27 protein-coding genes and 1 riboswitch are annotated in these 24,630 nt (G+C 63.6%); of the genes, 12 read left to right on the top strand and 15 right to left on the bottom strand.

The window, feature by feature from the left end; translation table 11 throughout:
• Window positions 1-4: 4 nt before the first annotated feature.
• Complete coding sequence (locus EN850_RS05255) at window positions 5-880, bottom strand: LysR substrate-binding domain-containing protein (protein ID WP_127280878.1); 876 nt, start codon at window positions 878-880, stop codon at window positions 5-7.
• Between the two features lie 222 nt (window positions 881-1,102).
• On the opposite strand from EN850_RS05255, the gene EN850_RS05250 reads away from it, so the two are divergent.
• On the top strand, window positions 1,103-2,050 hold the full coding sequence (locus EN850_RS05250) for a DMT family transporter (RefSeq protein ID WP_136090772.1): 948 nt from the start codon (window positions 1,103-1,105) through the stop codon (window positions 2,048-2,050).
• Here the strand turns inward: EN850_RS05250 and EN850_RS05245 are convergent, their stop codons facing one another.
• The 3 genes from EN850_RS05245 to EN850_RS05235 all read right to left on the bottom strand — a co-directional run bounded on the left by EN850_RS05245 (window position 2,051) and on the right by EN850_RS05235 (window position 3,708).
• Window positions 2,051-2,422 carry a response regulator gene (locus tag EN850_RS05245; protein ID WP_167531492.1) on the bottom strand — a complete coding sequence of 124 codons (372 nt, stop codon included), beginning with the start codon at window positions 2,420-2,422 and terminating at the stop codon, window positions 2,051-2,053.
• A gap of 76 nt (window positions 2,423-2,498) precedes the next feature.
• Window positions 2,499-3,041 (bottom strand): hypoxanthine phosphoribosyltransferase, encoded by a 543-nt coding sequence (hpt, locus tag EN850_RS05240; RefSeq protein ID WP_127279434.1) that lies wholly within the window; start codon window positions 3,039-3,041, stop codon window positions 2,499-2,501.
• Between the two features lie 22 nt (window positions 3,042-3,063).
• Window positions 3,064-3,708, bottom strand: a complete 645-nt coding sequence (locus tag EN850_RS05235; protein ID WP_136090771.1) for a hypothetical protein — start codon at window positions 3,706-3,708, stop codon at window positions 3,064-3,066.
• 190 nt (window positions 3,709-3,898) lie between these two features.
• Between EN850_RS05235 and ftsE the strand changes: the two genes are divergently transcribed.
• The 3 genes from ftsE to EN850_RS05220 all read left to right on the top strand — a co-directional run bounded on the left by ftsE (window position 3,899) and on the right by EN850_RS05220 (window position 6,372).
• A complete protein-coding gene (gene ftsE, locus EN850_RS05230) occupies window positions 3,899-4,558 on the top strand; it encodes a cell division ATP-binding protein FtsE (protein WP_010911739.1) in 660 nt (219 codons plus the stop codon).
• Complete coding sequence (locus EN850_RS05225) at window positions 4,551-5,537, top strand: ABC transporter permease (protein WP_135883481.1); 987 nt, start codon at window positions 4,551-4,553, stop codon at window positions 5,535-5,537. Before ftsE ends, EN850_RS05225 begins: the two co-directional genes overlap by 8 nt.
• 109 nt (window positions 5,538-5,646) lie before the next feature.
• The gene (locus EN850_RS05220; protein WP_135914894.1) at window positions 5,647-6,372 is read left to right on the top strand and encodes a YdcF family protein; all 726 of its coding nucleotides are present in this window, start codon (window positions 5,647-5,649) and stop codon (window positions 6,370-6,372) included.
• Between the two features lie 7 nt (window positions 6,373-6,379).
• Here EN850_RS05220 and EN850_RS05215 read toward each other — a convergent pair whose 3' ends face one another.
• The 3 genes from EN850_RS05215 to EN850_RS05205 are packed head-to-tail and all read right to left on the bottom strand — an operon-like array spanning window position 6,380 to window position 8,114.
• The gene (locus tag EN850_RS05215) at window positions 6,380-7,012 is read right to left on the bottom strand and encodes a pyridoxamine 5'-phosphate oxidase family protein (protein WP_135920186.1); all 633 of its coding nucleotides are present in this window, start codon (window positions 7,010-7,012) and stop codon (window positions 6,380-6,382) included.
• A gap of 20 nt (window positions 7,013-7,032) precedes the next feature.
• A complete protein-coding gene (locus EN850_RS05210; protein WP_136090770.1) occupies window positions 7,033-7,503 on the bottom strand; it encodes a DUF1348 family protein in 471 nt (156 codons plus the stop codon).
• A 59-nt stretch (window positions 7,504-7,562) separates the two neighbouring features.
• On the bottom strand, window positions 7,563-8,114 hold the full coding sequence (locus EN850_RS05205; protein WP_135920181.1) for a peroxidase-related enzyme: 552 nt from the start codon (window positions 8,112-8,114) through the stop codon (window positions 7,563-7,565).
• 101 nt (window positions 8,115-8,215) lie between these two features.
• Between EN850_RS05205 and EN850_RS05200 the strand changes: the two genes are divergently transcribed.
• The gene (locus EN850_RS05200) at window positions 8,216-9,121 is read left to right on the top strand and encodes a LysR family transcriptional regulator (RefSeq protein WP_136090769.1); all 906 of its coding nucleotides are present in this window, start codon (window positions 8,216-8,218) and stop codon (window positions 9,119-9,121) included.
• 78 nt (window positions 9,122-9,199) lie between these two features.
• Window positions 9,200-10,003 carry a 1-acyl-sn-glycerol-3-phosphate acyltransferase gene (locus EN850_RS05195; protein WP_135883485.1) on the top strand — a complete coding sequence of 268 codons (804 nt, stop codon included), beginning with the start codon at window positions 9,200-9,202 and terminating at the stop codon, window positions 10,001-10,003.
• A gap of 3 nt (window positions 10,004-10,006) precedes the next feature.
• On the opposite strand, the gene EN850_RS05190 is transcribed toward EN850_RS05195, so the two are convergent.
• The 3 genes from EN850_RS05190 to EN850_RS05180 all read right to left on the bottom strand — a co-directional run bounded on the left by EN850_RS05190 (window position 10,007) and on the right by EN850_RS05180 (window position 12,315).
• Complete coding sequence (locus EN850_RS05190) at window positions 10,007-10,630, bottom strand: LysE family translocator (RefSeq protein WP_136090768.1); 624 nt, start codon at window positions 10,628-10,630, stop codon at window positions 10,007-10,009.
• Window positions 10,631-10,722: 92 nt separating this feature from the next.
• Window positions 10,723-11,670 carry an aldo/keto reductase gene (locus tag EN850_RS05185; RefSeq protein WP_135914890.1) on the bottom strand — a complete coding sequence of 316 codons (948 nt, stop codon included), beginning with the start codon at window positions 11,668-11,670 and terminating at the stop codon, window positions 10,723-10,725.
• 123 nt (window positions 11,671-11,793) lie between these two features.
• The gene (locus tag EN850_RS05180; protein ID WP_127278636.1) at window positions 11,794-12,315 is read right to left on the bottom strand and encodes a gamma-glutamylcyclotransferase; all 522 of its coding nucleotides are present in this window, start codon (window positions 12,313-12,315) and stop codon (window positions 11,794-11,796) included.
• A 151-nt stretch (window positions 12,316-12,466) separates the two neighbouring features.
• On the opposite strand from EN850_RS05180, the gene EN850_RS05175 reads away from it, so the two are divergent.
• Together EN850_RS05175 and EN850_RS05170 are read left to right on the top strand one after the other, a co-directional pair.
• The gene (locus EN850_RS05175) at window positions 12,467-13,465 is read left to right on the top strand and encodes a DUF2125 domain-containing protein (RefSeq protein ID WP_136090767.1); all 999 of its coding nucleotides are present in this window, start codon (window positions 12,467-12,469) and stop codon (window positions 13,463-13,465) included.
• Window positions 13,466-13,470: 5 nt separating this feature from the next.
• The gene (locus EN850_RS05170) at window positions 13,471-14,400 is read left to right on the top strand and encodes a sugar kinase (RefSeq protein ID WP_127278634.1); all 930 of its coding nucleotides are present in this window, start codon (window positions 13,471-13,473) and stop codon (window positions 14,398-14,400) included.
• Here EN850_RS05170 and EN850_RS05165 read toward each other — a convergent pair.
• Window positions 14,397-15,332: a prephenate/arogenate dehydrogenase family protein gene (locus tag EN850_RS05165; protein WP_189343785.1), complete on the bottom strand. Its 936-nt coding sequence runs from the start codon at window positions 15,330-15,332 to the stop codon at window positions 14,397-14,399. The genes EN850_RS05170 and EN850_RS05165 overlap by 4 nt on opposite strands.
• A gap of 22 nt (window positions 15,333-15,354) precedes the next feature.
• Window positions 15,355-16,464, bottom strand: coding sequence for a histidinol-phosphate transaminase (hisC, locus tag EN850_RS05160; RefSeq protein WP_136090766.1), 1,110 nt, complete (start codon window positions 16,462-16,464; stop codon window positions 15,355-15,357).
• A 137-nt stretch (window positions 16,465-16,601) separates the two neighbouring features.
• Window positions 16,602-16,679, top strand: a riboswitch (SAM riboswitch).
• A gap of 121 nt (window positions 16,680-16,800) precedes the next feature.
• On the opposite strand from hisC, the gene EN850_RS05155 reads away from it, so the two are divergent.
• From EN850_RS05155 to EN850_RS05145, 3 genes are all read left to right on the top strand, one after another.
• Window positions 16,801-17,970, top strand: coding sequence for a homoserine O-acetyltransferase (locus tag EN850_RS05155; protein WP_127872217.1), 1,170 nt, complete (start codon window positions 16,801-16,803; stop codon window positions 17,968-17,970).
• Window positions 17,971-18,028: 58 nt separating this feature from the next.
• Window positions 18,029-18,643: a methionine biosynthesis protein MetW gene (gene metW / locus EN850_RS05150; RefSeq protein ID WP_027143503.1), complete on the top strand. Its 615-nt coding sequence runs from the start codon at window positions 18,029-18,031 to the stop codon at window positions 18,641-18,643.
• Window positions 18,644-18,961: 318 nt separating this feature from the next.
• Window positions 18,962-19,885, top strand: coding sequence for a glycosyltransferase family A protein (locus tag EN850_RS05145; protein WP_136090765.1), 924 nt, complete (start codon window positions 18,962-18,964; stop codon window positions 19,883-19,885).
• A 64-nt stretch (window positions 19,886-19,949) separates the two neighbouring features.
• On the opposite strand, the gene EN850_RS05140 is transcribed toward EN850_RS05145, so the two are convergent.
• The 3 genes from EN850_RS05140 to EN850_RS05130 all read right to left on the bottom strand — a co-directional run bounded on the left by EN850_RS05140 (window position 19,950) and on the right by EN850_RS05130 (window position 23,595).
• Window positions 19,950-20,753 carry a DUF1194 domain-containing protein gene (locus tag EN850_RS05140; RefSeq protein ID WP_136090764.1) on the bottom strand — a complete coding sequence of 268 codons (804 nt, stop codon included), beginning with the start codon at window positions 20,751-20,753 and terminating at the stop codon, window positions 19,950-19,952.
• A gap of 99 nt (window positions 20,754-20,852) precedes the next feature.
• Window positions 20,853-22,670 carry an ABC transporter ATP-binding protein/permease gene (locus tag EN850_RS05135; protein WP_135920163.1) on the bottom strand — a complete coding sequence of 606 codons (1,818 nt, stop codon included), beginning with the start codon at window positions 22,668-22,670 and terminating at the stop codon, window positions 20,853-20,855.
• Window positions 22,671-22,806: 136 nt separating this feature from the next.
• Window positions 22,807-23,595, bottom strand: a complete 789-nt coding sequence (locus EN850_RS05130; protein ID WP_136090763.1) for a methyltransferase domain-containing protein — start codon at window positions 23,593-23,595, stop codon at window positions 22,807-22,809.
• 262 nt (window positions 23,596-23,857) lie between these two features.
• Between EN850_RS05130 and gloB the strand changes: the two genes are divergently transcribed.
• Window positions 23,858-24,625, top strand: coding sequence for a hydroxyacylglutathione hydrolase (gene gloB / locus EN850_RS05125; RefSeq protein WP_136090762.1), 768 nt, complete (start codon window positions 23,858-23,860; stop codon window positions 24,623-24,625).
• Window positions 24,626-24,630: the final 5 nt, after the last annotated feature.

Here is a 24,630-nt window from a genome sequence, read left to right as displayed (position 1 = left end):
ACGTCTATGACGCCGGTTGGACCTGCCTGTTGACGAACGCCTCGCGGATCGCCTCCTGCATGCCGTCGATCGCTTCACCGGAAGCGTTCGGGTTGCGGTGCATCACCACATTGGAGGAATCGATGTCGCCGAACCCATCCGCGGACGTCAGTTCGCGGCAGTCCGCCGGAATGTTGCTGCGCGAAATCGGCGCGATCGCCAACCCTGAGGTGACGGCAAGCTTCAGGCCGCCATTGGTGTCACTGGTATAGGCGACGCGATAGGCAAGGCCGCGCTGCTCCAGCGATTTGATGGCGAAGTCCTTGCACCAGCCGGCGCGGTTGTAGAGCGCGATCGGCAGCGGCTGTTCCTCATGCATGTGATGCAGGTTCGACGTCACCCACACGGTCGGGTCGTGCATCAGCACCTCGCCGCCGGAAAGGTCCTGCCACTCGAAGACCACGGCGAGATCGAGCTCGCCCGCGGCGAGCGCCGCGACCTGCGCCCACGAATGGGCGTAGCGCACCGTGACTTCGACCTTGGGATGGCGCTTCGAGAATGCGCCGAGCGCGCGCGACAGGATGGCGTGGCCATATTCCTCCGGAATGCCGATGCGCACCGGCCCGCCCAGCGGCGCCGCCGCCATCGACGCAGCCGTCTCGTCGAGCAGCGAGACGATGCGGCGGGCATTGACGATGAGTTCGCCGCCACGCCGCGTCAGTGCGACGCCACGTGAACCGCGCTCGAACAAGGTGTCGCCGACCAACTCCTCGAGCTTCTTCATCTGCATCGACACGGCCGACTGGGTGCGGCCGGCCTGTTCGGCGGCCCTCGTGAAATTGCCGGCCTCGGCGATGGCCACGAAGGTACGCAGGAGATCGCTGTCGAGGGTTGGCCGCATGGCATCCATCATAAGTAAATTTGATTGCTGGCATCATTCCAATTCGTTTGCAACATGTCAAACGTCGACCGATAGTCGCCTCACCCATTGGATATGCAGCCGCGAAATCGGCTGCGGACCAATCGAAGAGTCCTCACTCGTGCCCGCTGCCCGAAAACGGTGGCGGGTTCTTTTTGATCTGGACAGGGGTGCCGGATCGTATGCGCGGGAGCCTGAACACGGATGCACAATAGGATGGTGCGCGGCATCCTGAGCCTGTGCCTGGGCGTGCTGGTCTTCTCGCTGCAGGACCCGCTCGTCAAAGCCGTGTCGAGCGGCTATCCGGTGACCGAGGTGATGGCGATCCGCTCGATCGTCGCCTTGCCGATCCTGATCGTTCTCGTCCACGCCGATGTCGGCTTGCAGGCCATCCTGTCGCGGCGCTTCGGCCTGCTGACGATACGTGCCTTCATCCAGTTCACCTCCTACACGGTCTATTACCTGGCCATCGCCGCCCTGCCGCTGGCCGACGCCGTGGCGCTCTATTTCATGGCGCCGCTGTTCATCATGGCACTGGCCGGGCCGTATCTTGGCGAACGCGTTTCTTGGCGGACGCTGGCGACCGTGCTGATCGGATTGCTCGGCGTGGTCGTGATGGTGCGTCCAGGCGCTGGGCTGTTCGATTGGGCGGCCTTGCTGTCGCTGGGCTCGGCGGCGCTCTACGGCTTCTCGCAATTGATGGCCCGCAAGATCGGCGACACCGAATCGTCCACCGTCATGGCCTTCTACCAGAACGGCGCCTATCTCGTCGGCGCCGCCGTGGTCGCCGGCACGTTCCACCTCGCCGGCATAACCCACGCCGTCCATCCGAGCCTCGAATTCCTGGTGCGGCCGTGGATCTGGCCGTCACTGCCGGATTTCCTGAAAATGGCGGCGTGCGGGTTCGTCGCCTCGGCCGGCATGATCCTGCTCTCGCAAGGCTACCGGCTGGCGCCGGCCAACCGCGTCGCCACCTTCGAATACACCGGCATCCTGTGGTCGCCGCTGTGGGGTTTCCTGTTCTTCGCCGAGGTACCACGCTCGACAACCGTGATCGGCGCGGCGCTCATCATCGGCGCCGGCCTGCTGGCGCTCAACACCGAGCGGCGGACCGCTCCGGCGCCGGCGCTTGTCGCCAGGGATCCAGCCTGATCAGGCGAAGCAGATCAGCGCCCGTTCGACGCGCGAACGGATCTCGGCCAGCGTAAAGGGCTTTTGCACGACATCGAGGATGATGCCGTTCAATTCCTCGGCGCGCTCGCGCTGGTCGGCATAGCCGGTCATCAGCATGATCTTCATCGCCGGGAAAAGTGCCGCGGCCGCAACCGCCATCTCGATGCCGTCCATCTCCGGCATGCGGATGTCGGAGACGACGAGATCGTAGCCGCCGTTTGCGGCGCGGATCAGCGAAAGCCCCTGCGCGCCATCGGCGGCGATATCGATTGCGTGGCCGGCGCGTTCGAGCGCGCGGGCTGCCAGGGTGCGGACGGACTCATCGTCCTCGACGATCAGAAGCTTTGCCATGGCCGGCATATTTGGCGGTGAAAAGTTGACTTTTCCTGAAGGCGGGACGGGTCAGCAAGTCTTTTTGGGGAGTGGCTCAAACGTCGCCTTTGACGACACCCACGAACGGCAATTCACGAAAGGCGTGCGCAACGTCCATGCCATAGCCGACGACGAAATAGTCGGGGCAGTCGAAGCCGACATAGTCGGCATTGAGCGCGGTCTGGCGGCGCATGCGCTTGTCGAGCAGCACGGCGATGGAACAGCTTTTCGCGCCACGCGACAGCATCAGGTCGCGGGTGAAGCTCAGCGTCTTGCCCGATTCCAGAATGTCGTCGATCAACAGCACGTCGCGGCCGGCAACCTCGTTGTCGATGTCGCGCAGCACCCTCACCTCGCCGCTGCTGGTGCCGGCGCCATAGCTGGAGATGAAGATGAACTCGACTTCCGGCGACAGGCCGACATCGTGCATGGCCCGGATCAGGTCGGCGGCGAAGATGAACGAGCCTTTCAGCACCGAAATCACCAAGAGATCATGATAGTCGTGCCCGGCGATCTCCTTGGCGAGTTCGAGATTGCGCCGCGCGATCGCCGATGCCGAAAACAGGACTTCGATGTCCTTGCCGCGTACGATGGGCATTGATGGTCTTCCCCGGTGTCGCCTACTTGGCGAAAGTAACCAAAACGGTTCTTACGCCGTTCTTAGGCACGTCGAGCCGGCTGGCAAAGCCGAATCTTTCGCCCGACGCCAGCGAATGGCCGGATGTCCCCAACGTATAGCGGGTCGTGCGCCCGTCATTGCCCGTCACCCGGATTTCGAGCGGCGGCAGGGTCGCGGGGCTTGTTCCGTCATTGGCGGCCTCCCCATCGACGAACAGCACCGGATTGGCGCCCGAGACGTCGACGCGTGAGGTGACGCCTGAAATGGTCAGCGCCGACGCTTGCGCGCCGGCCAGGAACGGCGCCTGGCGCACCAGCGCGTGGCCACCGGAAACCCAGAACGCGGCAAGGGCTGCACCGATGCCGGCGATCCAGAAAATCGGACCGCCGCGCGAGGCCGGCCGCTGCTCCGCCGGCGCTTCCGGCTTGCGCAGCATGTCCATGCCCTCGATGGGCGGGGTGACAATCAGGCGCGGCAGCGGCGAAACGTTTTCGACCGGTGTAACGGGCCGCGACACCACAACATAGTCCGCATCGACGATATCTGCCGCCGGACCGCGCACGATCCGGTCCGCCATGGCAATTGCCGGCGGTTCGGTCATGATTTCGCCGGAAACCGGGCGCGCGGTTCGTTCCTCAGCCATCATGGCCCCAGCATTGCGGCACGTTCGCTTTTCGTTTCTTTTGCGTAAACACAAATGGTTAACGCTTCCCCACCGGAGCCCTCTTGAAGAGCCGAAACAAGCCAGGAATTAACCGCCGGTTAACCATGCCGGCCGATGGTCTTTTCACAGAACAGGCTGGCTCGCCGCGGCCAGGAACCTCAGGTCGTCGAAATTGATTCGCTTCGAAAATGTCGGCCTCCGCTATGGCATGGGTCCGGAAATCCTCCGCGACATCTCCCTGCATATACCGGAGCGCTCCTTCCAATTCCTGAGCGGGCCTTCGGGCGCCGGCAAGACGACGTTGCTGCGCCTTTTGTTCATGTCGCTGAAGCCGACGCGTGGGCTGATCACCATCTTCGGCAAGGACCGCTCCCGCATCTCACGCACCGAGCTGCCGCACCTGCGCCGGCGCATCGGCGTGGTGTTCCAGGATTTTCGCCTGCTCGACCACATGACCACTTACGAAAACGTCGCTTTGCCATTGCGCGTGCGCGGGCGCGAGGAGGCGAGCTACCGCACCGACGTCACCGAGCTCTTGAAATGGGTGGGGCTCGGCGAGCGCATGCATGTGCTGCCGCCGGTCCTGTCAGGCGGCGAGAAGCAGCGCGCCGCGATCGCGCGCGCCCTGATCGAACAGCCGGAAATCCTGCTCGCCGACGAGCCGACCGGCAATGTCGATCCGCCGCTGGCGCGGCGCCTGCTGCGGCTGTTCATCGAACTCAATCGCCTCGGCACCGCGGTGGTGATCGCTACCCACGATCTCGGCTTGATGGAACAGGTCGACGCGCGCCGCATGATCCTGGCCGGCGGAAGGCTGGATATCTATGACTGATCTGTCCGCCGAGCATTTCGAAGAGCAGGACGCCGAGGCAGCCGTCGCAAGACCGCGCGCCCAGCGCAAGATGGCGCCGATCGTGCCGGCGCAGAACATTGCCGGCCGCGCCTTGGTGCTGGTCATAGCCATCATGACCTTCCTGTCCTGCCTGACCTTCGGCGCGGTGACGCTGGTGCGCGATACGGCCTCGGTATGGGAAAACCAGATTTCGCGCGAGGCGACCATCCAGATCAAACCGACCGACGGCCTCGACATGGAGGCAGCGCTTACCCAGGCTTCGCAGATCGCCAGCGAATTCCCCGGCGTGAAGTCGACCCGGATCATCGACCGCGAAGCGACCGCCAGGCTGCTGGAGCCCTGGCTAGGTTCGGGCCTCAATATCGACGACCTGCCGGTGCCGCGCCTGATCATCGTCACCATCGACGAGAACAGCCCGCCAGACTTCGCCGCCATGCGCGCCGCGATCGCGCCGAAACTGCCGAGCGCATCGCTCGACGACCACCGCACCTGGGTCGACCGGCTGGTAGCCATGGCCCGCACCACGGTGACCATCGGCATCGCCGTTCTGGCCCTGATGCTGTCGGCAACCGTGCTGACGGTGGTCTTTGCCACCCGCGGCGCCATGGCCGGCAACGGCCACATCATCGAGGTGCTGCATTTCGTCGGCGCCGAAGCGCAGTTCATCGCGCGCGAATTCCGCCGGCATTTCCTGGTCACAGGCATGAAGGGCGCGGCTGCCGGCGGAGCGGCGGCGGTGCTCGTCTTCATCGTTTTCTCCTGGTGGTCGTCGCGCAACATGGCAACACCACAGGCCGATCAGGCAACCGCTTTGTTCGGCAACTTCGCCATCGGCTCGGCGGGTTACCTGGGTGTCGTCCTGATGGTGCTGGTGATTGGCGCGCTGACGGCGGCGACCTCACACGCCACCGTCGTCGCCTATCTCAGCGACATCGACGTTCGCCAACCCGACGCATGAAAGGAGTTCGTCTTGGCGTGGATGGAACGAGCGCGATCACGGATGGAGAATTTGCGTAACGCAAAGTGCGTCTTTTACCTACCAAACGCCGCATTTCGGGATTAACCATATGGCTATGGACGTGCGGGATTCGACCGGGACGGCTGGACAGCTGCCAGTGGTGGTTGCCCGTTGGCGCGGCCATGGCAAGGTTAGCCGTTTAAGGACCGCCCTGCGTCTCTTCGCTCTATCCCTGCTTATGCTCGCAATGGTGTTCGCTGGCGGCTTCGGCTGGTTTGCCAGCAAGGTCAGTCACCTGACCACGCCCGCCAACCCGGCCAAGGCCGATGCCATCATCGTGCTGACCGGCGGCCAATCGCGGCTCGACGCCGCGATGGAACTGCTCGCGTCCGGTAAGGGCGAGCGGCTCTTGATCAGCGGCGTCCATCCCTCGGCCAGCCGTCGCCAGCTTCAGGCGGCGACCGGCGGCGACAAGAAACTGTTTTCCTGCTGCGTCGACATCGATCGGGCCGCGCTCGACACGATCGGCAATGCCGAGGAGAGCGCCAAATGGGTGGAAAACCATGCCTATGGCACGGTGATCCTGGTCACCAACAACTATCACATGCCACGCAGCCTGCTGGAGATGGGACGGCTGTTGCATGGCGCCAAGCTTGAGCCCTATCCGGTGGTCAATTCCAATCTCGACAATGGGGGCTGGCTGACCAAGCCGCGGGCGTTGCGGGTGCTGTTCACCGAATACACCAAATATCTGCTGGCGTTGGCACGTGGTATTATCCCGGTGAAGCCGACGCCCGAAGGCATCGCGCTGGCCGAAACCGCCGCCGGCGGCTGAGCCCGCGTCATTCCTTGGCGCCAGCCCCTGAAACGCCCTTGAGGCGCGCGATCTCCTGTTCAAGGTTCTGGATGCGCCGGTCGCGCTCGGCAAGCGCCGCCGCCACATCAGCCGCCTCGAAGCGCTGCGGTATATGTTGCGGGCAATTGGCGTCCCACGCCGAGACGGTGAACAGGATGACCTGCTCGGGACGCGCCTTGTAGTCCGGCGGCATCAGCCTCGCTGTCAACTCGGCATCGTCTTCGACAATGCGTGCCGTACCCCAGATCTTGATGCGCTGGCGCATCATGTAATCAATCAGGAACAGGAAGGCCCTCGGATTGTCGGCCAGATTGCCCTGCGTGATGAACTGCTTATTGCCCAGAAAATCCGCGAAGCCGACCGTCTTCTCGTCAAGCACCTTGAGAAAGCCGGCAGGGCCGCCGCGGTGTTGGATATAGGGCTGGCCATCGCCATTGGCAGTCGACAGGAAGACGCTGGTCTGCATTTTGATGAAAGCGGCAAGGTCCGGTGTGATCGCCGATTGCCAGCCGCCGCGCTCCTCGACGCGGGCATAGGACTGGCGCGAACCCTTGCGCGCCTGGATCGCCTTGACTGTCGGCGTGAAGGCGACATCGCTCGTAAAAGCGTGTGCGTTCATCGAGACCTCCTTACATGTTTCTAGAGCCCGAGCTCCGACAGCGTCGGGTGCTCGTCCGGCCGCCGGCCGAGCGGCCAGCGATATTTGCGCTCGGCCTCGGCAATCGGCAGGTCGTTGATGCTGGCGATGCGCAGGCGCATCAGCCCGTGCTCATCGAATTCCCAGTTCTCGTTGCCATAACTGCGGAACCATGAGCCGCTGTCGTCGTGCCATTCATAGGCGAAGCGCACGGCGATGCGGTTGTCGTGGAAGGCCCACACCTCCTTGATCAGCCGGTAGTCGAGTTCGCGGCTCCATTTGCGGGTCAGGAAGGCCTGGATAGCATCGCGTCCTTGCAGGAATTCGGCGCGGTTGCGCCAGCGGCTGTCCGCCGTATAGGCAAGCGCAACCCGCGCCGGGTCGCGCGAGTTCCAGGCATCCTCCGCCATGCGCGCCTTCTGGGCTGACGTCTCGGCGGTGAAGGGTGGAAGCGGCGGGCGGCTCTCAGACATGGGATTCCTCTGCGGCATGAAGGGTTGGGACCGACGGGCACCGCCACTCCTATCCGGATTCAGGCAGCATCTCGGGCGCAAACAACCGGAAAATCAATGTCGGTCTGGGCAACCTCATTGATATAGTTGGTCCAGACGTTCAGGGCGACATGCTGGACGATCTCGATGATCTCCCCATCGTCATAGCCTGCGAGCCTGACAGCGGCGAGATCCTCCTGGCCGACCTGTCCTCGGCTTTGCGCAACGCTGGCGGCAAAACGCACCGCCGCAGCTGCCTTGGGGTCCGAGGAGCCGCCGTGGCGGTTGGCGATCATCTCGGCATCGTCGAGCCTGGCGAGCGTCTTGCCGAGATAGCTGTGCGCGGACAGACAATAGTTGCAGCCATTGATCTCGGCGATCGCCAGCGCGATGCGCTCGCGCGTCGGCGCCGCAAGCCGGCCCTTGGCCAAAGCTCCCATCATGCCGAGATAACCTTCCAGCGCGGCCGGACTGTTGGCGACCATCCGAAACAGGTTCGGCACGACACCGAGCTGTTTTTCCATGGCCTGCAGCATCGGCTGCGCGGCGGCGGGAGCGGTTGCGATCGACGAAGGCGTGGCAATGCGGGGCATGAAGATTTCCTTGTTGAGATGCCTCGCTTATATGCAGCCTTCCATGTTGCGGATGTAGATGCCATATTTGCAATCAACCCTTCCATTTTCTGGAAGAAATGATGGATCGTCTTGAAGCCATGTCCCTTTTCGTCGCGGCGGCGGAAGGCGGCAGCCTTTCCGCCGCCGCGCGCCGTTCGGACGTTCCGCTAGCAACGGTCAGCCGCAAGGTCTCCGAGCTGGAGCGGCACCTGAAGACACGGCTGTTGAACCGCTCGACGCGGCGGCTCACACTGACCGATGCGGGCCATGCCTATCTCGCGGCCTGCCGCCGCATTTTGGACGAGGTCGGCGACGCCGAACGCACCGCCGGCGGCGAATACAGCGCCCCGACAGGGGAATTGATCATCACCGCGCCGATTGTCTTCGGCCGCCTTCACGTTCTGCCCGTCGTCACCGACTTCCTGGCCGCCTATCCCCTGGTGGATATCCGCCTCACGCTCGGCGACAGGATAAGCCAGTTGGCCGGGGACCATATCGACCTCGCCATCCGCATCGGCAGGCTGCCGGATTCGCGCTTGGTCGCCATAAGGGTCGGCTCGATCGGTCATGTTGTCTGCGCAAGCCCGGCCTATCTGGCCGCGCACGGCATTCCACGGACCCCGGGAGAGCTCGAGACGCACAGCTGCATCACCTTCGAGGGCCTTGGCTCGCTTGCCACCTGGACCTTCAGCGTGGACAAGGCTGATTTTATCGTACCGGTCCGCTCGAGGCTCCGGGTCAACACCGCCGAGGCGGCGATCGATGCGGCGATCGCCGGTGTCGGATTGACGCGGGTGCTTTCCTACCAGATCGTTGCCGCCGCACGATCAGGAACACTGCGCCCCGTGCTCGGGGATTTCGAACCCGAGCCTTGGCCGGTAAACCTGGTGCATGCGGGCCAGGGCCGGCTGCCGGTGAAACTGCGCGCCTTCCTCGACTTTGCCGCCCCACGCCTGAGGGAACGCCTGGCGCAGGCAACCTGGTAGGACGGGCAGCATCGCACCGTTTCCTTTTTCCCCGCGCTTGGTGTAACCAACGCACACTTCCTCACCGGACCTCCCTCCATGCTCTATGTCAGATCGCTGGCGTTCAATTTCGTCTTCTACGTCAATCTGATCGTCCAGATGATCCTCTGGACCCCCTACTATTTCTTGTCACCGCGCCACCGTGCCTGGTTTGTGCCGAAATTCTGGTCGCGCACCTCGATGTGGCTCTATGACAAGATCGCCGGAACGAAGAATGACATCACCGGCCAGGAAAACCTGCCCGATGGCTCCTTCATCCTGGCGCCCAAGCACCAGTCGTTCTGGGACGCGATTGCCTTCTTCCCTTACCTCCAGGACCCGCTCTACATCCTGAAACGCGAGCTGACCTGGATCCCGTTCTTCGGCTGGTACATCTTGAAGATGCGCATGATCCCGGTGCATCGCGGCAGCCGCTCCAAGGCCTTGAAGGCGGTGGTCGCCGCGACCAAGGAAGAAATGGCGCGCAACCCGCGCCAGTTGATCATCTATCCCGAGGGCACGCGCCGGGCGCCGGGCGACGAGCCGGCCTACAAATACGGCATCGTTGAAATCTATTCGCAGCTTGGCGTTCCGGTGGTGCCGGTCGCCCATGTCGCCGGCCTCTACTGGCCGCGCCGCAAGTTCCTCCGCTATCCCGGAACCATCAAGGCACGCTTCCTGCCGCCCATACCGCCGGGTCTGGGCAAGGAAGAGTTCATGGCGCGGCTGATCGGCGAGACGGAAGCCGCCTGTGACCAGCTTCTTGTCGAGGCATCACGCGCGCCCAACCCGCCGGCCCTGCCGACAACGGCGGCAAAGCGGTTGCGGGAACTCGGCGCGAAGCTTGACGGCTCCGCGGCCTGATCGTCAACCGTACACAGCCAGCACCGTGGTCAACAGCAGCGTCGCGGCAAAGACCAGATTGATGATCCGCGAGGCGACAGGCCTGCGCAGGAAGCGTGCGAACGCCGCGCCGGCAACAAGCCACACGGCGTGGATGACGACGATCATCACCGCCAGAACAGTTTTCGTCCACAGGCCGAGCTCGACATCGCCCTTTCTCGACGAGGCGCCGGCGAACACGGCGGCGATCGCCACATAGGCCTTGGGGTTGGCGACCGCCAGGAGAAATCCAGCCAGCCAGGTTGGGCGCGAAGCCTCGGCGACACGTGCGGCCAGCGGCGGCGCGGTGGCGATCTTGAAAGCGAGATAGAGGATGTAGGCCGCCGATGCGACAACCAGCAACGGCGCCAGCTTCGGCATCGACCCAAGCACCGCCATAACCCCGGTCGCCACGGCCAGCAGCACGGCGATCGTGCCCGAGACGATGCCGCCGGTGTAGCGCAGCGAATCGCGCAGGCCGAAGGCGGCGCCGATGGCGGTGACGCTTATCGTCGCCGGCCCAGGACTGCCCATGACGACGGTGGCGGCCAGCAACAGCGCAAGCAATTGGCGCCAAGGCTCCGGCTGCGAAAGAAGTGATGCGTCCATCTGGTCCTCCGCCCTGAGCCCGTGCGAAGGACGGTATGGCAAGGCATGAGGATCGTCTTGGACGTTCGTGCGTCCCGTCTTGCCGGCAGCCCTCAGGCGCTGGCTTTGTCGAGCTCGGCCATATCGTCGGCGCTCAACTTCAACGACACCGCCCTGATCAGGCTGTCCATCTGGCTTGGCTTGGTGGCACTGGCGATCGGCGCGGTGACGCCCGGCCGCGCCATGGCCCAGGCAAGCGCCACTTCCGCCTGCTTGGCCGAATGCCTGGCGGATACGGCGTCGAGCGCCGCCAGAATGCGCGTGCCGCGTGGATTGAGATAGCTGCCGACATCCTCCCCGCGCTCGCTCTGGCCAAGATCGGCTTCCGTGCGGTACTTGCCGCTCAAGAAACCTTTGGCCAGGCTGAAATAGGTGATGACGCCGACATCCTCGGCCACGCAGAGGTCGCGCAGCGGGCCATCGAAGGAGGAGCGGTCGTAGAGATTGTATTCCGGCTGCAGCACCTCGTAGCGCGGCAGGCCGCGCAGGCTTGCCACGTCAAGTGCCGCACGCAACTGGCCGGCATCGAGGTTGGAACAGCCGGCATAGCGGATCTTGCCCTTGGCGAGCAGTTTCTCATAGGCGCCGAGCGTTTCCTCATAGGGCGTCGTCGGATCCGGCCAGTGCGACAGATAAAGATCGATGAATTCGGTCTGCAGCCGCTTCAGCGATGCATCGACGGCCTTTTCAATATAGGCGGCGGACAGATCCTTGTGGCCCTGCCCCATATCCGAGCCGACCTTGGTGACCACCACGACCTTGTCGCGATTGCCGCGGTCCTTCATCCATTTGCCGATGATGGTTTCCGATTCACCGCCCTTGTTGCCGGGAACCCAACGCGAATAGGCGTCGGCCGTATCGATGGCATTGAGGCCCGCGCCGACGAAGCGGTCGAGCAGATCGAAGGAGGTCTTCTCGTCAGCGGTCCAGCCGAAGACATTGCCGCCCAGAACCAGCGGCGCGATGGAAAGGTCGGTGCGACCGAGACGGCGTTTCTGCAAGACGGATCTCCGTGATGATTGGGGCCGGGCGATGCCGCCCGCTGGCTGGGTTCGGAGCCTAACCTAGGTCTTGCCGCATCGAGGTCAAAGGCCCTGGCCACCGTTTTCCGCAGAGCCAGCGCTTCACAAAGACGCTATCCCCCGTTTCACCTCCTCCAGCCAGTGGTCGCGGATGCCCAGTGCTTCCAGATGCTTCAGCGTACTCAGCACATAGTCCTCGTTGTTGCCCGATCGGCCGACCGCGCCACGCACCACGGCCGCTGCATCCGCCGCGTCCATCGCCCCGGCATATTGCTCATGCTTGCGATCGACGATGTAGGCCACGGCCTCGACCGCGCCGCCGCCGTCGAGACGAACCTTGAGCGTCCGCTCGAGATAGACGCTGGTGACAAGCTCGCGCTCACGCAGATAGGCAATGACCTCGTCGCGCAGTTCGCCGGGCACGCGGAAGGCGAGGCCGACGCAGGACCCGCCATGGTCGAGGCCAAGCACCAGTCCCGGCCGCTGACGCGTGCCGCGGTGCACGAAGGAATAGACGCAAAGCGAGCGGCGGTAGCCATGCAGGCGGGCACGCCGTGTCTCGACATGCGCGAAACCGGGCCGCCAGATCAGCGAACCGTAGCCGAACACCCAAAAATCGCCCATATCACCGCGCCTGATTGCAAAAGAATGGCAACACCGCACCGGAAACCGGTGTTTTTTCCGCCCGTGTCCGTCTACCTATCGTCTCTGTCCACTGGTGTTCCCGGAATCGAGAATCCGTTCACACCATCCATGCGTTAATGAGAGCCAAAGCATGACGTCAAGTGACGAACGCCGACCGGGTAACCGTCGCCGCCTATGGTGGCTTGCCGCGTTCATCCTGGTGCTGTTCGCCATATACAGCGCCGGCTGGTTCTATCTGGCCAACAGGGTCAGGTCGGAGGCTGACAAGGCGGTTGCCACGCTCAACAAGAGCGGCATCCAGGCTGGCTGCGCCAACCTCGAGGTCAGTGGCTATCCGCTGAGCTTTGCCGTCTCTTGCGACAATCTCGCCTACGAGGACGATGCCAAGAACATTGCCGCCTCGGCCGGCTCCTTCAATGCCACCGCCCAGATCGTCCAGCCCTTGTCGCCGGTTGCCAATCTGCGCGGTCCGCTCCGAACCTCCGTCCCGGGCATGATGCCGCTCTGGATCGACTGGGACAATCTGCAGGCCAACGTCAAACTGTGGTATCCGCTGCCGCGGCGTATAGCGCTGCAGGCCGAGGGCCTGTCGGGCCAGACCGACCCGGCCGACGACACCGATCCGGTCGAGTTGTTCAGTGCCGGCAAGGCATCAGGCCAGTTGCAGCCGAATGGCGCGGATCTCGACTATGTCGGCAGCTTTGGCGATCTTGAAATCGATCCCGACGCGATCGGCGGGCGCGTGCTGCCGGCGCTCGATGCCAGCGGCGACGTGACACTGAAGAACGGCGTGGCGCTGGTCGGCACGCAGGTGAAAAGCCTGCGCGGCCAGAGGATCGAAATCCGTAATCTCGATCTGTCGTCGGGGACGGGGCGTGTCACCGTTTCCGGACCGCTGTCGGTCGATGCAGAAGGCCTGGTCGATGCCGATCTGATGATCAAGATCAAGGATCCGAAGGCCGTGGCATCCATCCTTGCCGGCGCCGTGCCCGAGCAGAAGAATGCGATCGAGCAAGGTTTTGGCGCCCTGGCCCTGCTCGGCAGCGAGCCGTCGATGCCGCTGAAGGTGGTCAAGGGCAAGGCCTCGCTCGGCTTTATCCCGCTGGGCAAGATCAAGCCGGTGCAATAGCACCCATGGCAAGACCCGTGAGGCTCTTGAGTGTTGGAGCGCTGACGCTGGACACCATCCTGCGCGTCGAGTCGCTTCCGACGCATCAGGGAAAATTCATCGCCTCGGACGGCGTCCAGATCGCCTCGGGCATGGCCACGAGCGCGGCCTGTGCCGCACGTCGTCTCGGCGCCGAGATATCGCTATGGGCGAGTGCTGGCGACGATCCTGTCGGCGATCAGCTGATCGCTGGAATCGAGGCCGAGGGCGTCGATTGCAGCCATGTGCGCCGCGTCAGCGGCGCACGCTCGGCGCTGGCCTCGATCCTGGTCGATGCGCATGGCGAGCGTATCATCGTGCCGTTCTACGACACGCGCGCGCAGGCTGATCCCGAAGCCTTGCCGTTTCCCGACATCACGGCGTTCGATGCCGTGCTGGCCGACGTGCGCTGGCCGGGTGCAGCGGCACTTGCCCTGAACGCGGCGCGCGCCGCGGGCAGGCCGGCTATCCTCGATGCCGATACCGCGCCGCTGGCGGTGCTGGAGCAACTGTTGCCGCTGGCCTCGCACATCGTCGCCTCCGAACCGGCAGTGCGTATCATCTGCGGCCACGCGTTGGATCTGGAGACCGCTTGCGAGGATCTCGCCTCCAGCACCGACGCCTTCGTCGCGGTCACCGGCGGCGCGGCGGGTACCTGGTGGTTCGATCGAAGCGCCGGATCATCCCGCCATGTCGAGGCGCCGAGGATCAAGGCGGTCGACACGCTGGCCGCCGGCGATGTCTTTCATGGCGCCTTTGCCGTTGGGCTGGCGGAAGCCATGGCGATCGAGCACGCACTGCGCTTTGCGAGTGCCGCCGCCGCGCTCAAATGCCTGCGCTTCGGCGGCAGGCTGGGCGCGCCAGATCGGGCGGAAACGCTCGCCATGATGGCAGCGACCTGGCCTGAAACAGCTTAGCTCTTTGCCGGATGCTCGACCGCCTGGCGGCCAAAGTCCGGCGCGTCGATATCCTGGCCCGCCTCGATGATCGAGCGGCGCACGGCGCGGGTGCGGGTGAACAGGTCGAAGAGTTTGTCGCCATCGCCCCAGCGGATCGCGCGCTGCAGGAACGCCAGATCTTCCGAGAAGCGCGCCAGCATTTCCAGGATGGCATCCTTGTTGTGCAGGCACACGTCCCGCCACATGGTCGGATCGGAGGCGGCCAGACGCGTGAAATCGCGAAAGCCGGAGGCGGAATATTTGATCACTTCCGTCTTGGTCACCGATTCCAGGTCGTCGGCGGTGCCGACGATGTTGTAGGCGATGATGTGCGGCAGATGCGAGACGATGGCCAGCGTCATGTCGTGATGCTGCGGATCCATCGTGTCGATGTTGGCGCCGCAGCGGCGCCAGAATTCCGACAGCCGTTCCAGCGCCTCCGGATCGGTGCCCGGCACCGGCGTGAAGATGCACCAGCGATTGTCGAACAGGTCGGCAAATCCGGCATCCGGGCCGGATTTTTCGGTACCCGCCAGCGGATGGCCGGGAATGAAATGGACGCCCTCAGGCACATGCGGCTGCATCTGCGCGATGACTGAGGCCTTGGTCGAGCCGACATCGGTGAGGATCGCACCTTTTTTTAGCGCCGGCGCAATCTCCTGCGCCACCGCACCGGATGAGCCCACCGGCACCGAGACGATGACCAGATCGGCATCACGCACAGCTTCCCTGGAATCGGTGGTGTAGGAATCGCCTAGTCCCAGTTCCTCGGCTCGCTTGAGCGTTGCCACACTGCGCGTCGAGATCGCGACATGGCGAGCCAGGCCTTCGCGGCGAATGACGCGGGCCAGCGACGAGCCGATCAGGCCGATGCCGACCAGCGCGATTTTTTCGAACATCGGTGATGCCATGGTGTGTAACTTTTCAGGCGTTCTAGCTTTTCAGGAATGTCTTGAGCGCGGCGACAACGCCGCGATTGGCCTCTTCGGTACCGACGGTCATTCGCAGCGCGTTGGGAAAGCCGTAGCCTGAAACGCGCCGCAGAATATAGCCGCGCGCGCTCAGATAATCATCCGCCGCAGCCGCCGAATGCCTCTGGTCGTCGGGAAAATGAATGAGCAGGAAATTGCCGACGCTGGGCGTCACGCGCAGCCCGAGTCCAGTCATCTCCTCGCTCAGCCAGGCGAGCCAGGTCTCGTTATGCGCCACGCTGCGCTCGACATGGGCGCGGTCGCGGATCGCGGCGATGCCGGCCTCGATCGCCGTCGCATTGACGTTGAAGGGGCCGCGCACACGGTTGATCGCATCGACAATGTGCATCGGACCATACATCCAGCCGATACGCGCTCCGCCGAGGCCGATCTTGGAGAAGGTGCGGGTCATCACCACGTTCTCGGCGCTGCCGGCCAGCTCGATGCCGGCTTCGTAATCGTTGCGGCGGACATATTCGGCATAGGCCGCGTCGAGCACCAGCAGCACGTTTTTCGGCAGTCCGGCATGCAGGCGACGCACCTCCTGGAACGGCACATAGGTGCCGGTCGGATTGTTGGGATTGGCCAGGAACACGATTTTCGTGCGCGGCGTCACAGCCGCCAGCATCGCATCGATGTCGGCGCGCTCGTCGGTCTCCTTGACCACGACCGGGGTGGCGCCGGCCGACTGGATGTAGATCTTGTAGACCATGAAGGCGTGTTCGGTGAACATGGCCTCGTCGCCGGGCGCGAGATAGGTCTGTGCCAACAGGCCAAGGATCTCGTCGGAACCGTTGGAACAGATGATGTTCTGCGCGTTGAGGCCATGCACCTCGGCGATCGCCTCCCGCAACCGTTTGGCGGTGCCGTCGGGATAGATGTCGAGTTTTGCGGCAACCTCACGCGCGGCCTCGATCGCCTTCGGCGACGGCCCAAGCGGGTTCTCGTTCGACGACAGCTTGTAGACCTTGGCGACACCGGCCGGCGCCGTGCTCTTGCCGGGCACATAGGCGTCTATGTCCATGATGCCCGCGCGGGGGGTTGGACGTGCCTGATCCGGTGTCTTGTTCATGTCTTGCAAAATCCGTCGAAAATGCCTCCATCCGGAAGCCGCTGCGGAAATACAAGCCATGGCCGGCAATGTCGAGAGGCGGCACTAGTGCCAGCCGCCGCCATTGACGGCGAGGCGGGCGGGTTCTAGAAGTGCGGTGACAGTTCCGTGGTGATTTGGCCGGTCGGCTTGCAGCCACGTTAAACAATTCGCTAAAGGGCCGTTTGCGTGACGTAACCGGCTTTGCGAAGGCAATGCCGGTTTTTTATTGTCCGCTACCGGCCCGGACGACCGCATCGGCGCCGCGAAAATCAGCGGAGATTTTCGCAAGAAACGATGCAGCAAGAGAGATTAGGAATGGCCGCTCTGCGCGCAGCAAGGACCAACAACGAGGTCGACAATCCGTCGAGCCTGGTGTTGCGTTTCGGACCCGACAAGCCGCTCAAGCTCGATGCCGGCACGGTGCTGTCGCCGTTCCAGATCGCCTATCAGACCTATGGCGTTCTGAACGATGCCCGTTCCAATGCCATCCTCGTCTGCCATGCACTGACCGGCGACCAGCATGTCGCCAACACCAATCCGGTGACCGGCAAGCCAGGCTGGTGGGAAGTGCTGATCGGCCCCGGCAAGATCATCGACACCAACCGTTTCTTCGTCATCTGTTCCAACGTTATCGGCGGCTGCCTTGGTTCCACCGGGCCGGCTTCGACCAACCCCGCCACGGGAAAGCCCTATGGGCTCGACCTCCCTGTCATCACCATCCGCGACATGGTGCGTGCGCAGCAGATGCTGGTCGACCATTTCGGCATCGAGAAGCTGTTCTGCGTGCTGGGCGGCTCGATGGGCGGCATGCAGGTGCTGCAATGGGCGTCGAGCTATCCCGAGCGGGTGTTCTCGGCACTGCCGATTGCCACCGGCGCGCGCCATTCGTCACAGAACATCGCCTTCCACGAGGTCGGGCGGCAGGCCGTGATGGCCGATCCGGACTGGCATGGCGGCAAATATTTCGAGCACGGCAAGCGCCCGGAAAAGGGGTTGGCGGTGGCGCGCATGGCCGCCCACATCACCTATCTGTCGGAAGCCGCCCTGCACCGCAAATTCGGCCGCAACCTGCAGGACCGCGAAGCGCTGACCTTCGGCTTCGATGCCGATTTCCAAATCGAGAGCTATCTGCGCCACCAGGGCATGACCTTCGTCGACCGCTTCGACGCCAACTCCTACCTCTACATGACACGGTCGATGGATTATTTCGACCTTGCCGCCGACCATGGCGGCCGGCTGGCGGACGCCTTTGCCGGCACCAAGACCCGCTTCTGCCTGGTGTCCTTCACGTCGGATTGGCTGTTCCCGACCGAAGAGAGCCGCTCGATCGTGCACGCGCTCAACGCCGCCGGCGCCTCGGTTTCCTTCGTCGAGATCGAGACCGACCGCGGCCACGACGCCTTCCTGCTCGACGAGCCGGAACTGTTTGCCGCCATCAACGGCTTTATCGGTTCGGCCGCGCGCGCCAGGGGGCTCGGCGCATGACCCCGAAACGTTGCGGACTTTTCGGACCATCGTCATGCGCCACTCAGGAGGCGAAGCCATGAGCGTCAATGGCAGCCAGCGTGTCGACCTTGAGGTCGTCGCCAACCTCATCCCGCCGCAATCGCGCGTGCTTGACGTAGGCTCCGGCGACGGCTCGCTGCTCGAATTGCTGCAGGAAACCAAGCAGGTCGACGGTCGCGGCCTTGAGCTTTCGCAGCGCGGCGTCAACGAATGCGTGGCGCGCGGCCTCTCGGTCATCCAGGGCGATGCCGACAAGGATCTCGAATTCTATCCCGACAAGGGTTTTGACTTCGTCGTCCTGTCGCAGACCCTGCAGGCCACCCGCAACCCGAAGCTGGTGCTCGACGAACTGCTCCGGATCGGCAATCGGGCGATCGTGTCCTTCCCCAATTTCGGCCATTGGCGGGTGCGCCTGTCGCTGTTCGTCAAGGGCCGCATGCCGGTGACCAAGGATCTGCCCTACTCCTGGTACGACACGCCCAACATCCACTTCTGCACCATCCGCGACTTCGTCAATCTGTGCGAGGAGCTTGGCGCGACGGTGGAAAAGGCGACCGCGCTCGACGCCAACGGCCAGAAGATCGGCCTGTCGATGCCCTGGTGGTTCTGGAATTTCTTTGGCCAGCAGGCGGTGTTTTTGTTGAAGCGATAAGGCCGCCGTCGGCCTCCTATGCGAGGACATCCGTGGGCTTGTGCGGATGTTCCACGCCGTCGGCCAACACCACATGGACGCAACCGCCAAGAGCCTCCGCCAATTTCAGCGGTGGCAAAAGTGTTGCGGTTGAAGCGCTAGTCGCCGGAATTCACCATTCCCTTGTCGTCAGAACGACGGCACAATGGGTGACATAACAGGTTGTTTTTTGTAGCGTCGCACTTAATCCCGATGAGGGCCAGCCAGGGGGAAGTCCGATCCATTCAACCATCCTGAAGAGCTATCGGAAAGTGCATTTTCGCGCTGGAAACAGCTGACGTGGAGCATTTGCCCCTCATCACGGTCATCACCCCGACTCACAACCGGCGCCAAACGGTGCTCCGCGCGGTGGAAAGCGTGCTTTCTCAGAGCATGGCGCGGTTTGAGCATATCGTCGTCGACGATGGCTCGACCGACGGGACGGAAGCGGCGCTTGCGCGCATTCGCGACCCTCGGCTGATCTATGTCGGCGCGAAATGGCGCGGCGCCAATGCCGCCAGGAATGCCGGCATCGAGCTGGCGAGGGCGCCCGTGGTGACTTTTCTTGATTCGGACGATCTCTTCCTGCCACACCGGCTCGAACGGACGCTGGCATGGTTCGACGACAATCCGGCGCTCGAAGTCCTGCTCTCCTCATATGTCTCGGTGAAGGCTGGCCGTGGCACCGCCTGCGTCAACCGCGGTGCTTTCCTCAATCCGGCGATGCTGGAGCGGGCGGTGGTTGCGCAGACGGCCTTCATCGCCGGGTCGGCGATAACGGCGAGGCGGGAAGCCTTGCTGGCCATCGGCGGCTATGACAGCGACATTCCCCGGATGCAGGACCGGGAGCTTCTGCTGCGCTTCGCACAGCGCTTCGGCGCGCAATTATCGGAAGATATCGACTGGACGAAGCACAATTCGCAGAACTCGATTTCGGGCCGCCGGGACGGCTATGTCGAAGCCTATGCGATCCTGATGAGTAAGCACCCGCACATCGCTCGCTCTTACCCCCATGTCCCACCCTTTATGATCACGCGGCAGATCATCGCCGATATTCTCCGGGGGCGGATACCACAGGCATTTGCTGGATACATGGCCAACCGCTCGTCCGACGCGCTTGGTTATTCATTGCCGGAACTGATCACCGGTTATCTCTACGGCCGCCGCTGGCGGCGCGGCCTCTACGACGAGGTTCGCGGGAAGTTTGGAATTCCACCGGCCTGACCTGGCGGCAGCGCAGCGATCGAGTACGGCGCGTTGCGGGGGCCTGCCTGGCCCACGGCCAGGCCTATCGGTCCAGTTCCGGGAAATAGGGATCCGACAGGAACCGCCTGTCCCGTTCTCCCAGAAGGCAGTCGATCGGCGCGTCCATCTCGGCGGGCATGATTTCGGGCTTGTCCTGAATGCCGCTGACTTCGAGAATCAGCTTGCGCCGGATCGCCGTTGAGAATTCGGCGGCCGCATGGATCGGCAGCACGAAGGAACCAGGTCCGCCGGTCACGCACTGCGCATAATACTGATCGAGATGGCTGAAGGTCGGTGATGGCTTGATCAGGATCGGCAGGCCGTTGATGACGATGCCCTTGGCAATGGCCGCATCGCGCGTCACAGTGACCGGCGGCCCGATATTGTTGGGGCCGTCGCCAGATACGTCGATGACGCTGCGTTCGCTCGCGAAATTGGTGCCGTCGAAAAGCTCGGCGCCGAAAGCAAGCGCGCTTGAAATCGAGGTACCGCGGAAACTCCGGAAAGGGCGGGCCGCAAGCTTGTCGGCAAAGCTGTTGGCGCTCTGCGCACTGTCGATGATCTGCCAGCCGATGACCGCGTCATCGCGCACCGTGCCGGCCCACTCGAAATAGGCGAGCGCAATGCGCCCAGTATGGCCGGAACGGACCGCCTGGATGAAATCGGCGTGCCGCAGCGCCTCGACATAGCCGGCGCGTTGAAGGGCGAACTCGGTCTCGTCCATCGACAGCGAGATATCGACCGCCAGCACCAGTTCGACGTCGACAGCCAGCGTATTTGGCGCCGAAGGAACCGGGGCGGCCTCGGCGCAAGCCAGGCAGGCAAGCAGGCTCATTATCTCAAGCATGGCCAGCACGAGCGATGTTTCGATCGCGACATTCGCTCGCGATCACGGCGAAATAAAGCTTGTGGCAGGCGTGGCCGCCCGGTCCGAATGCCGGCCGTTCTATGTCTTGCGCCGAGCGGCGACTGGCGGCGGTTCGATGGCGCCCGCCCTGACACGGGCGGGTTTCAGCGGGGGCACGCCGGTATCCTTCACGATCGTCAGGGAACGCGGGAAGAACTGATTGTTGTGCAGGCCGCGCCCGATATTGATGATCGCGGCACCTTTCAGATGCTTATCCATGAGCGACAGCACACGCCTCAGCGACGGGCCGTCGAACGCATCCATCGCTTCATCGATGATCACCCATTTCGGCTTCCGCAAGGCAAGCCTGGCGAAGGCGAGCGATCGCTGTTCGTCATCGCCCAACTCACGCTCCCAGCGGGCCGACCGGTCGAGCGAGGATGACAGCCGATCGAGGCCGACTTCGGCAAGCACCGCCGAAATATCGGCATCGCTTGCCGGAGCGACACCATAGGGATGGTCGAGCACCTCGCGCAGCGTACCGGCGGGGAAGTAAGGGACACGAGGCACGAAGATGGGGGCTTCTCCCGCCGGCATGCCGATCTTTCCGCCCCCCCATGGCCACAGGCCGGCAATGGCGCGGAAGAACAGCGTCTTGCCGGCGCCGGGCTCGCCGGTGATCATCACGCGCTCGCCGACATGGATTTCGACATGCTGGTCGGAGAGCTTCGTACAACCCTCCGGCGAGGCCACCTGGAGTTTCTCGAACGTCAGGCTGCCATTGGCGTTTTCATCGAAGGAGATACGCTTCTCCTTGTCGTGCAGCACATCGGTTTCATCGAGCGCGATGCGGAAGTCGGCGACACGCATCAGCGTGGCACGCCAGTCGGCGATGCTGCCGATGTTGTTGATGAACCAGCGCAACGATGAATGCACCTGGTTGAAGGCGCCGACCGCCATCATCAGCCCGCCGAAGCTGATATCGCCCGAGAAATAGACCGGCGAGGCAACCAGGATCGGGGCCACGACGGTGATCCAGCCATAGGTGTCGGTTACCCAGGACAGGTTGATCTGGGCGGTGTAGATGCGCCGCATGGCACCCAGCACCGTGCCAAGGTCGAGTTCGAGCCGTCGCCTGGCGTCATCCTCGCCCCGGTACAGCGCGATGGCATCGACGTTCTCGTTGACGCGCACCATCGAGGAGCGCAGCTCCGCTTCGCGCGTATAGCGGTCGCTGTTGAGACGGATGAGCGGCCGGCCGACCAGCCAGCTCAGCCAGGAGGCGGTGCCGGCATAGAGGAACGCCGCCCAGACCATGTAGCCCGGTATCGCCAGCGACAAACCACCAATGTGGAACACAAAGCCCGAGGACAGCTCCCACAGCACGCCGACGAAAGACACGAGCAGGATGAACGACTGCAGCAGGCCGACACCAAGATCGGTCGACAGGTCCGACAGATGCGCGGCATCCTGCTGCATGCGCTGGTCGGGATTGACGCCGATGGCGCCGGCATTGGCCAGCCGGAAAGCACGCGCCGGCCGCATCCACTGGTCGATCAAATCCAGCGTCAGCGCCTCGCGCAGCTTCAGCCGGATCATCTGGTTGAGCCATGTCTGGCCGATGTTGAGCACCAGCAGTCCGCCCGCGATCATGGCAAAGACGAGAAGCTGATGCAGGAAGGCGGCCATGTCGCGGCGCGCGAGCGCATCGTAAAAGGGTTGGTTCCAGCGATTGAGCAGAACCTGGCCGATCGACGTCGCGACGATGACGGCCATGATGCCGGCCGACGTCCACAGCAACCATTTGCGAACCGGCGATCCGATCAGCGCCCGTTTGATCGTCGCCACCTGATCGCGCAGGCTGCTGGCCACGGCGACCGGTTGAACGGTGGCCTGATTGTCCAGTTGATCAGCCATGGCCGAGATCCTTGCATTCAGTAGCGAAGCTGAAACCGGATGAAGAGAGCCGACGGCGGCAGCCCTCAAGCACTCCGCGAGCCCAGCACGACAGATAGGTCGGAAACATGCCGCGCGATGCAAGTTTCCATTGCGATCACGAAGGTGTCACTTGCCGAGCCGACGATGCTGCACCCCTTCCCTCGGCCCGGCGGCCGAGCCGCGTCGCGCCATGCGGCGACAGCACCGGCATGAAGACGCGGCGAGATGCGCGCTGGGCCACCGGCACGCCTTGATAAAGCCGCTTCTGCGCTTCCACCACGATGACGCCGGAGAAGATCGGCCACAGCCGCCGGCCGGCACGCTCCAGCACATTGTGGAAGCGCATCATGAAGTGCCGCCGCGATGGCGGGAAGAACAGGGCATCGGACCAGGCGGCCGGCGTGAAATTCGCCTCGCGCAGCAGTTCGGTGAGCTGCCCCCGTGAGAACGGCCGCCCGTTGCCGAACGGCGTATGCTCGAAGCGCGCCCAGACACCGCGCCGGTTGGGTACCACGATGACGACGCGCCCCGCCGGCGACAGGACCCGCCAGATCTCGTTCAGCGTTTCGCGCGGGTTCTCGACATGTTCGAGCGAATGGACGAGCAGCATGCGGTCGATGCAGGAATCGACCAGCGGCAGCTCCTCGTCGAAGACCAGTGCCGTTGCCGTCGGCCCGGTCGCCGGCCAGACCACGGCGCCCTGTGTCGCCGGCATGAAGGCGAAGACCCGCTCGGCATCGGAGCCGAAGCGCTCCAGCCAGGGCAAGGTATAGCCGAGGCCGAGCAGCCGCTCATTGGGCACCGCGGCCCATATCGACGACAGCGCCATGGTGATCGAGCGCTCGGCGAACCGGCCGAGCGTTGTCGAATAGAAGGAGCGAAGGTCGACGATGTCGGAATGCATGTCAGGGATGTAGCCGTGATATCAGCCGGATTCAACAAAAGGCCCAAGTGGTCGGCGCGGCGGACGTCATTTTGACATCCCGGGATGACTATTCGCTTTGTCACCCGGGATGACATTCACGAAGCGGCGCCCTATGTCTGCGGCGGTACTGCATCGGCCCGAAATCGGTTTCGATTTCGGAAAGCACGATGCAGCAGCAAAAAAATGTTAGAGCGTCCTTGTGCGTCCAGCTGGACGCACGGCGCTCTAATGGAGAGACGCGATGCCGGTCGAAATCGAACAGTTCATGTGCCGCACCGACAATTTCGGCGTCTTAGTGCATGATCCCAATAGCGGCCAGACCGCGATCATCGACGCGCCCGAGGAAGCGCCGATCCTGGCCGCCATCAAGCGCACCGGCTGGACGCCGACGATGATCCTGACCACGCATCATCATATGGATCACGTCGAGGCCAACCTGGCGCTGAAGGAGCGCTTCAAGCTGCGCATCGTCGGCCCGGAGGCGGAGAAGGCGAAAATCCCCGGCATCGACGAAACGGTCGAAGAAGGCTCCGTCCTTCATCTCGGCGATGAGCGCATCGAGGTGATCGCCACGCCCGGGCATACCGCCGGCCATGTCTCCTACCATCTGCCGGCAGCGAAAGTCGCGTTCACCGCGGATACGCTGTTCGCGCTGGGTTGCGGGCGGCTGTTCGAATGCAAGCCGCCGGTCATGTACGAATCGCTGAAGAAGCTCGCAGCCCTTCCGGCCGAGACGACAATCTATTGCGGCCACGAATACACGCTCGCCAATGCCCGTTTCGCGCTGAGCGTCGACCCCACCAATTCGGCGTTGAAGGAACGCGCCGCGCGGATCGAGGCGCTGCGGGTCGACAACAAGCCGACACTGCCGACGACGATCGGCGAGGAACTGTCGACCAATCCCTTCCTGCGCTGGCACGATCCGGCAATCCGCAAGCATCTGGGCATGGAAAGGGCCGGGGATGCCGAGGTCTTCGCCGAGATCCGCAAGCGCAAGGACAATTTCTGAGCGCC

This window comes from Mesorhizobium sp. M8A.F.Ca.ET.207.01.1.1 (assembly GCF_004794715.1).
Taxonomy (GTDB): Bacteria; Pseudomonadota; Alphaproteobacteria; order Rhizobiales; family Rhizobiaceae; genus Mesorhizobium.
The sequence above is the reverse complement of the archived record's forward strand: the minus strand, read 5'-3'. Positions and strand labels throughout refer to the sequence as shown.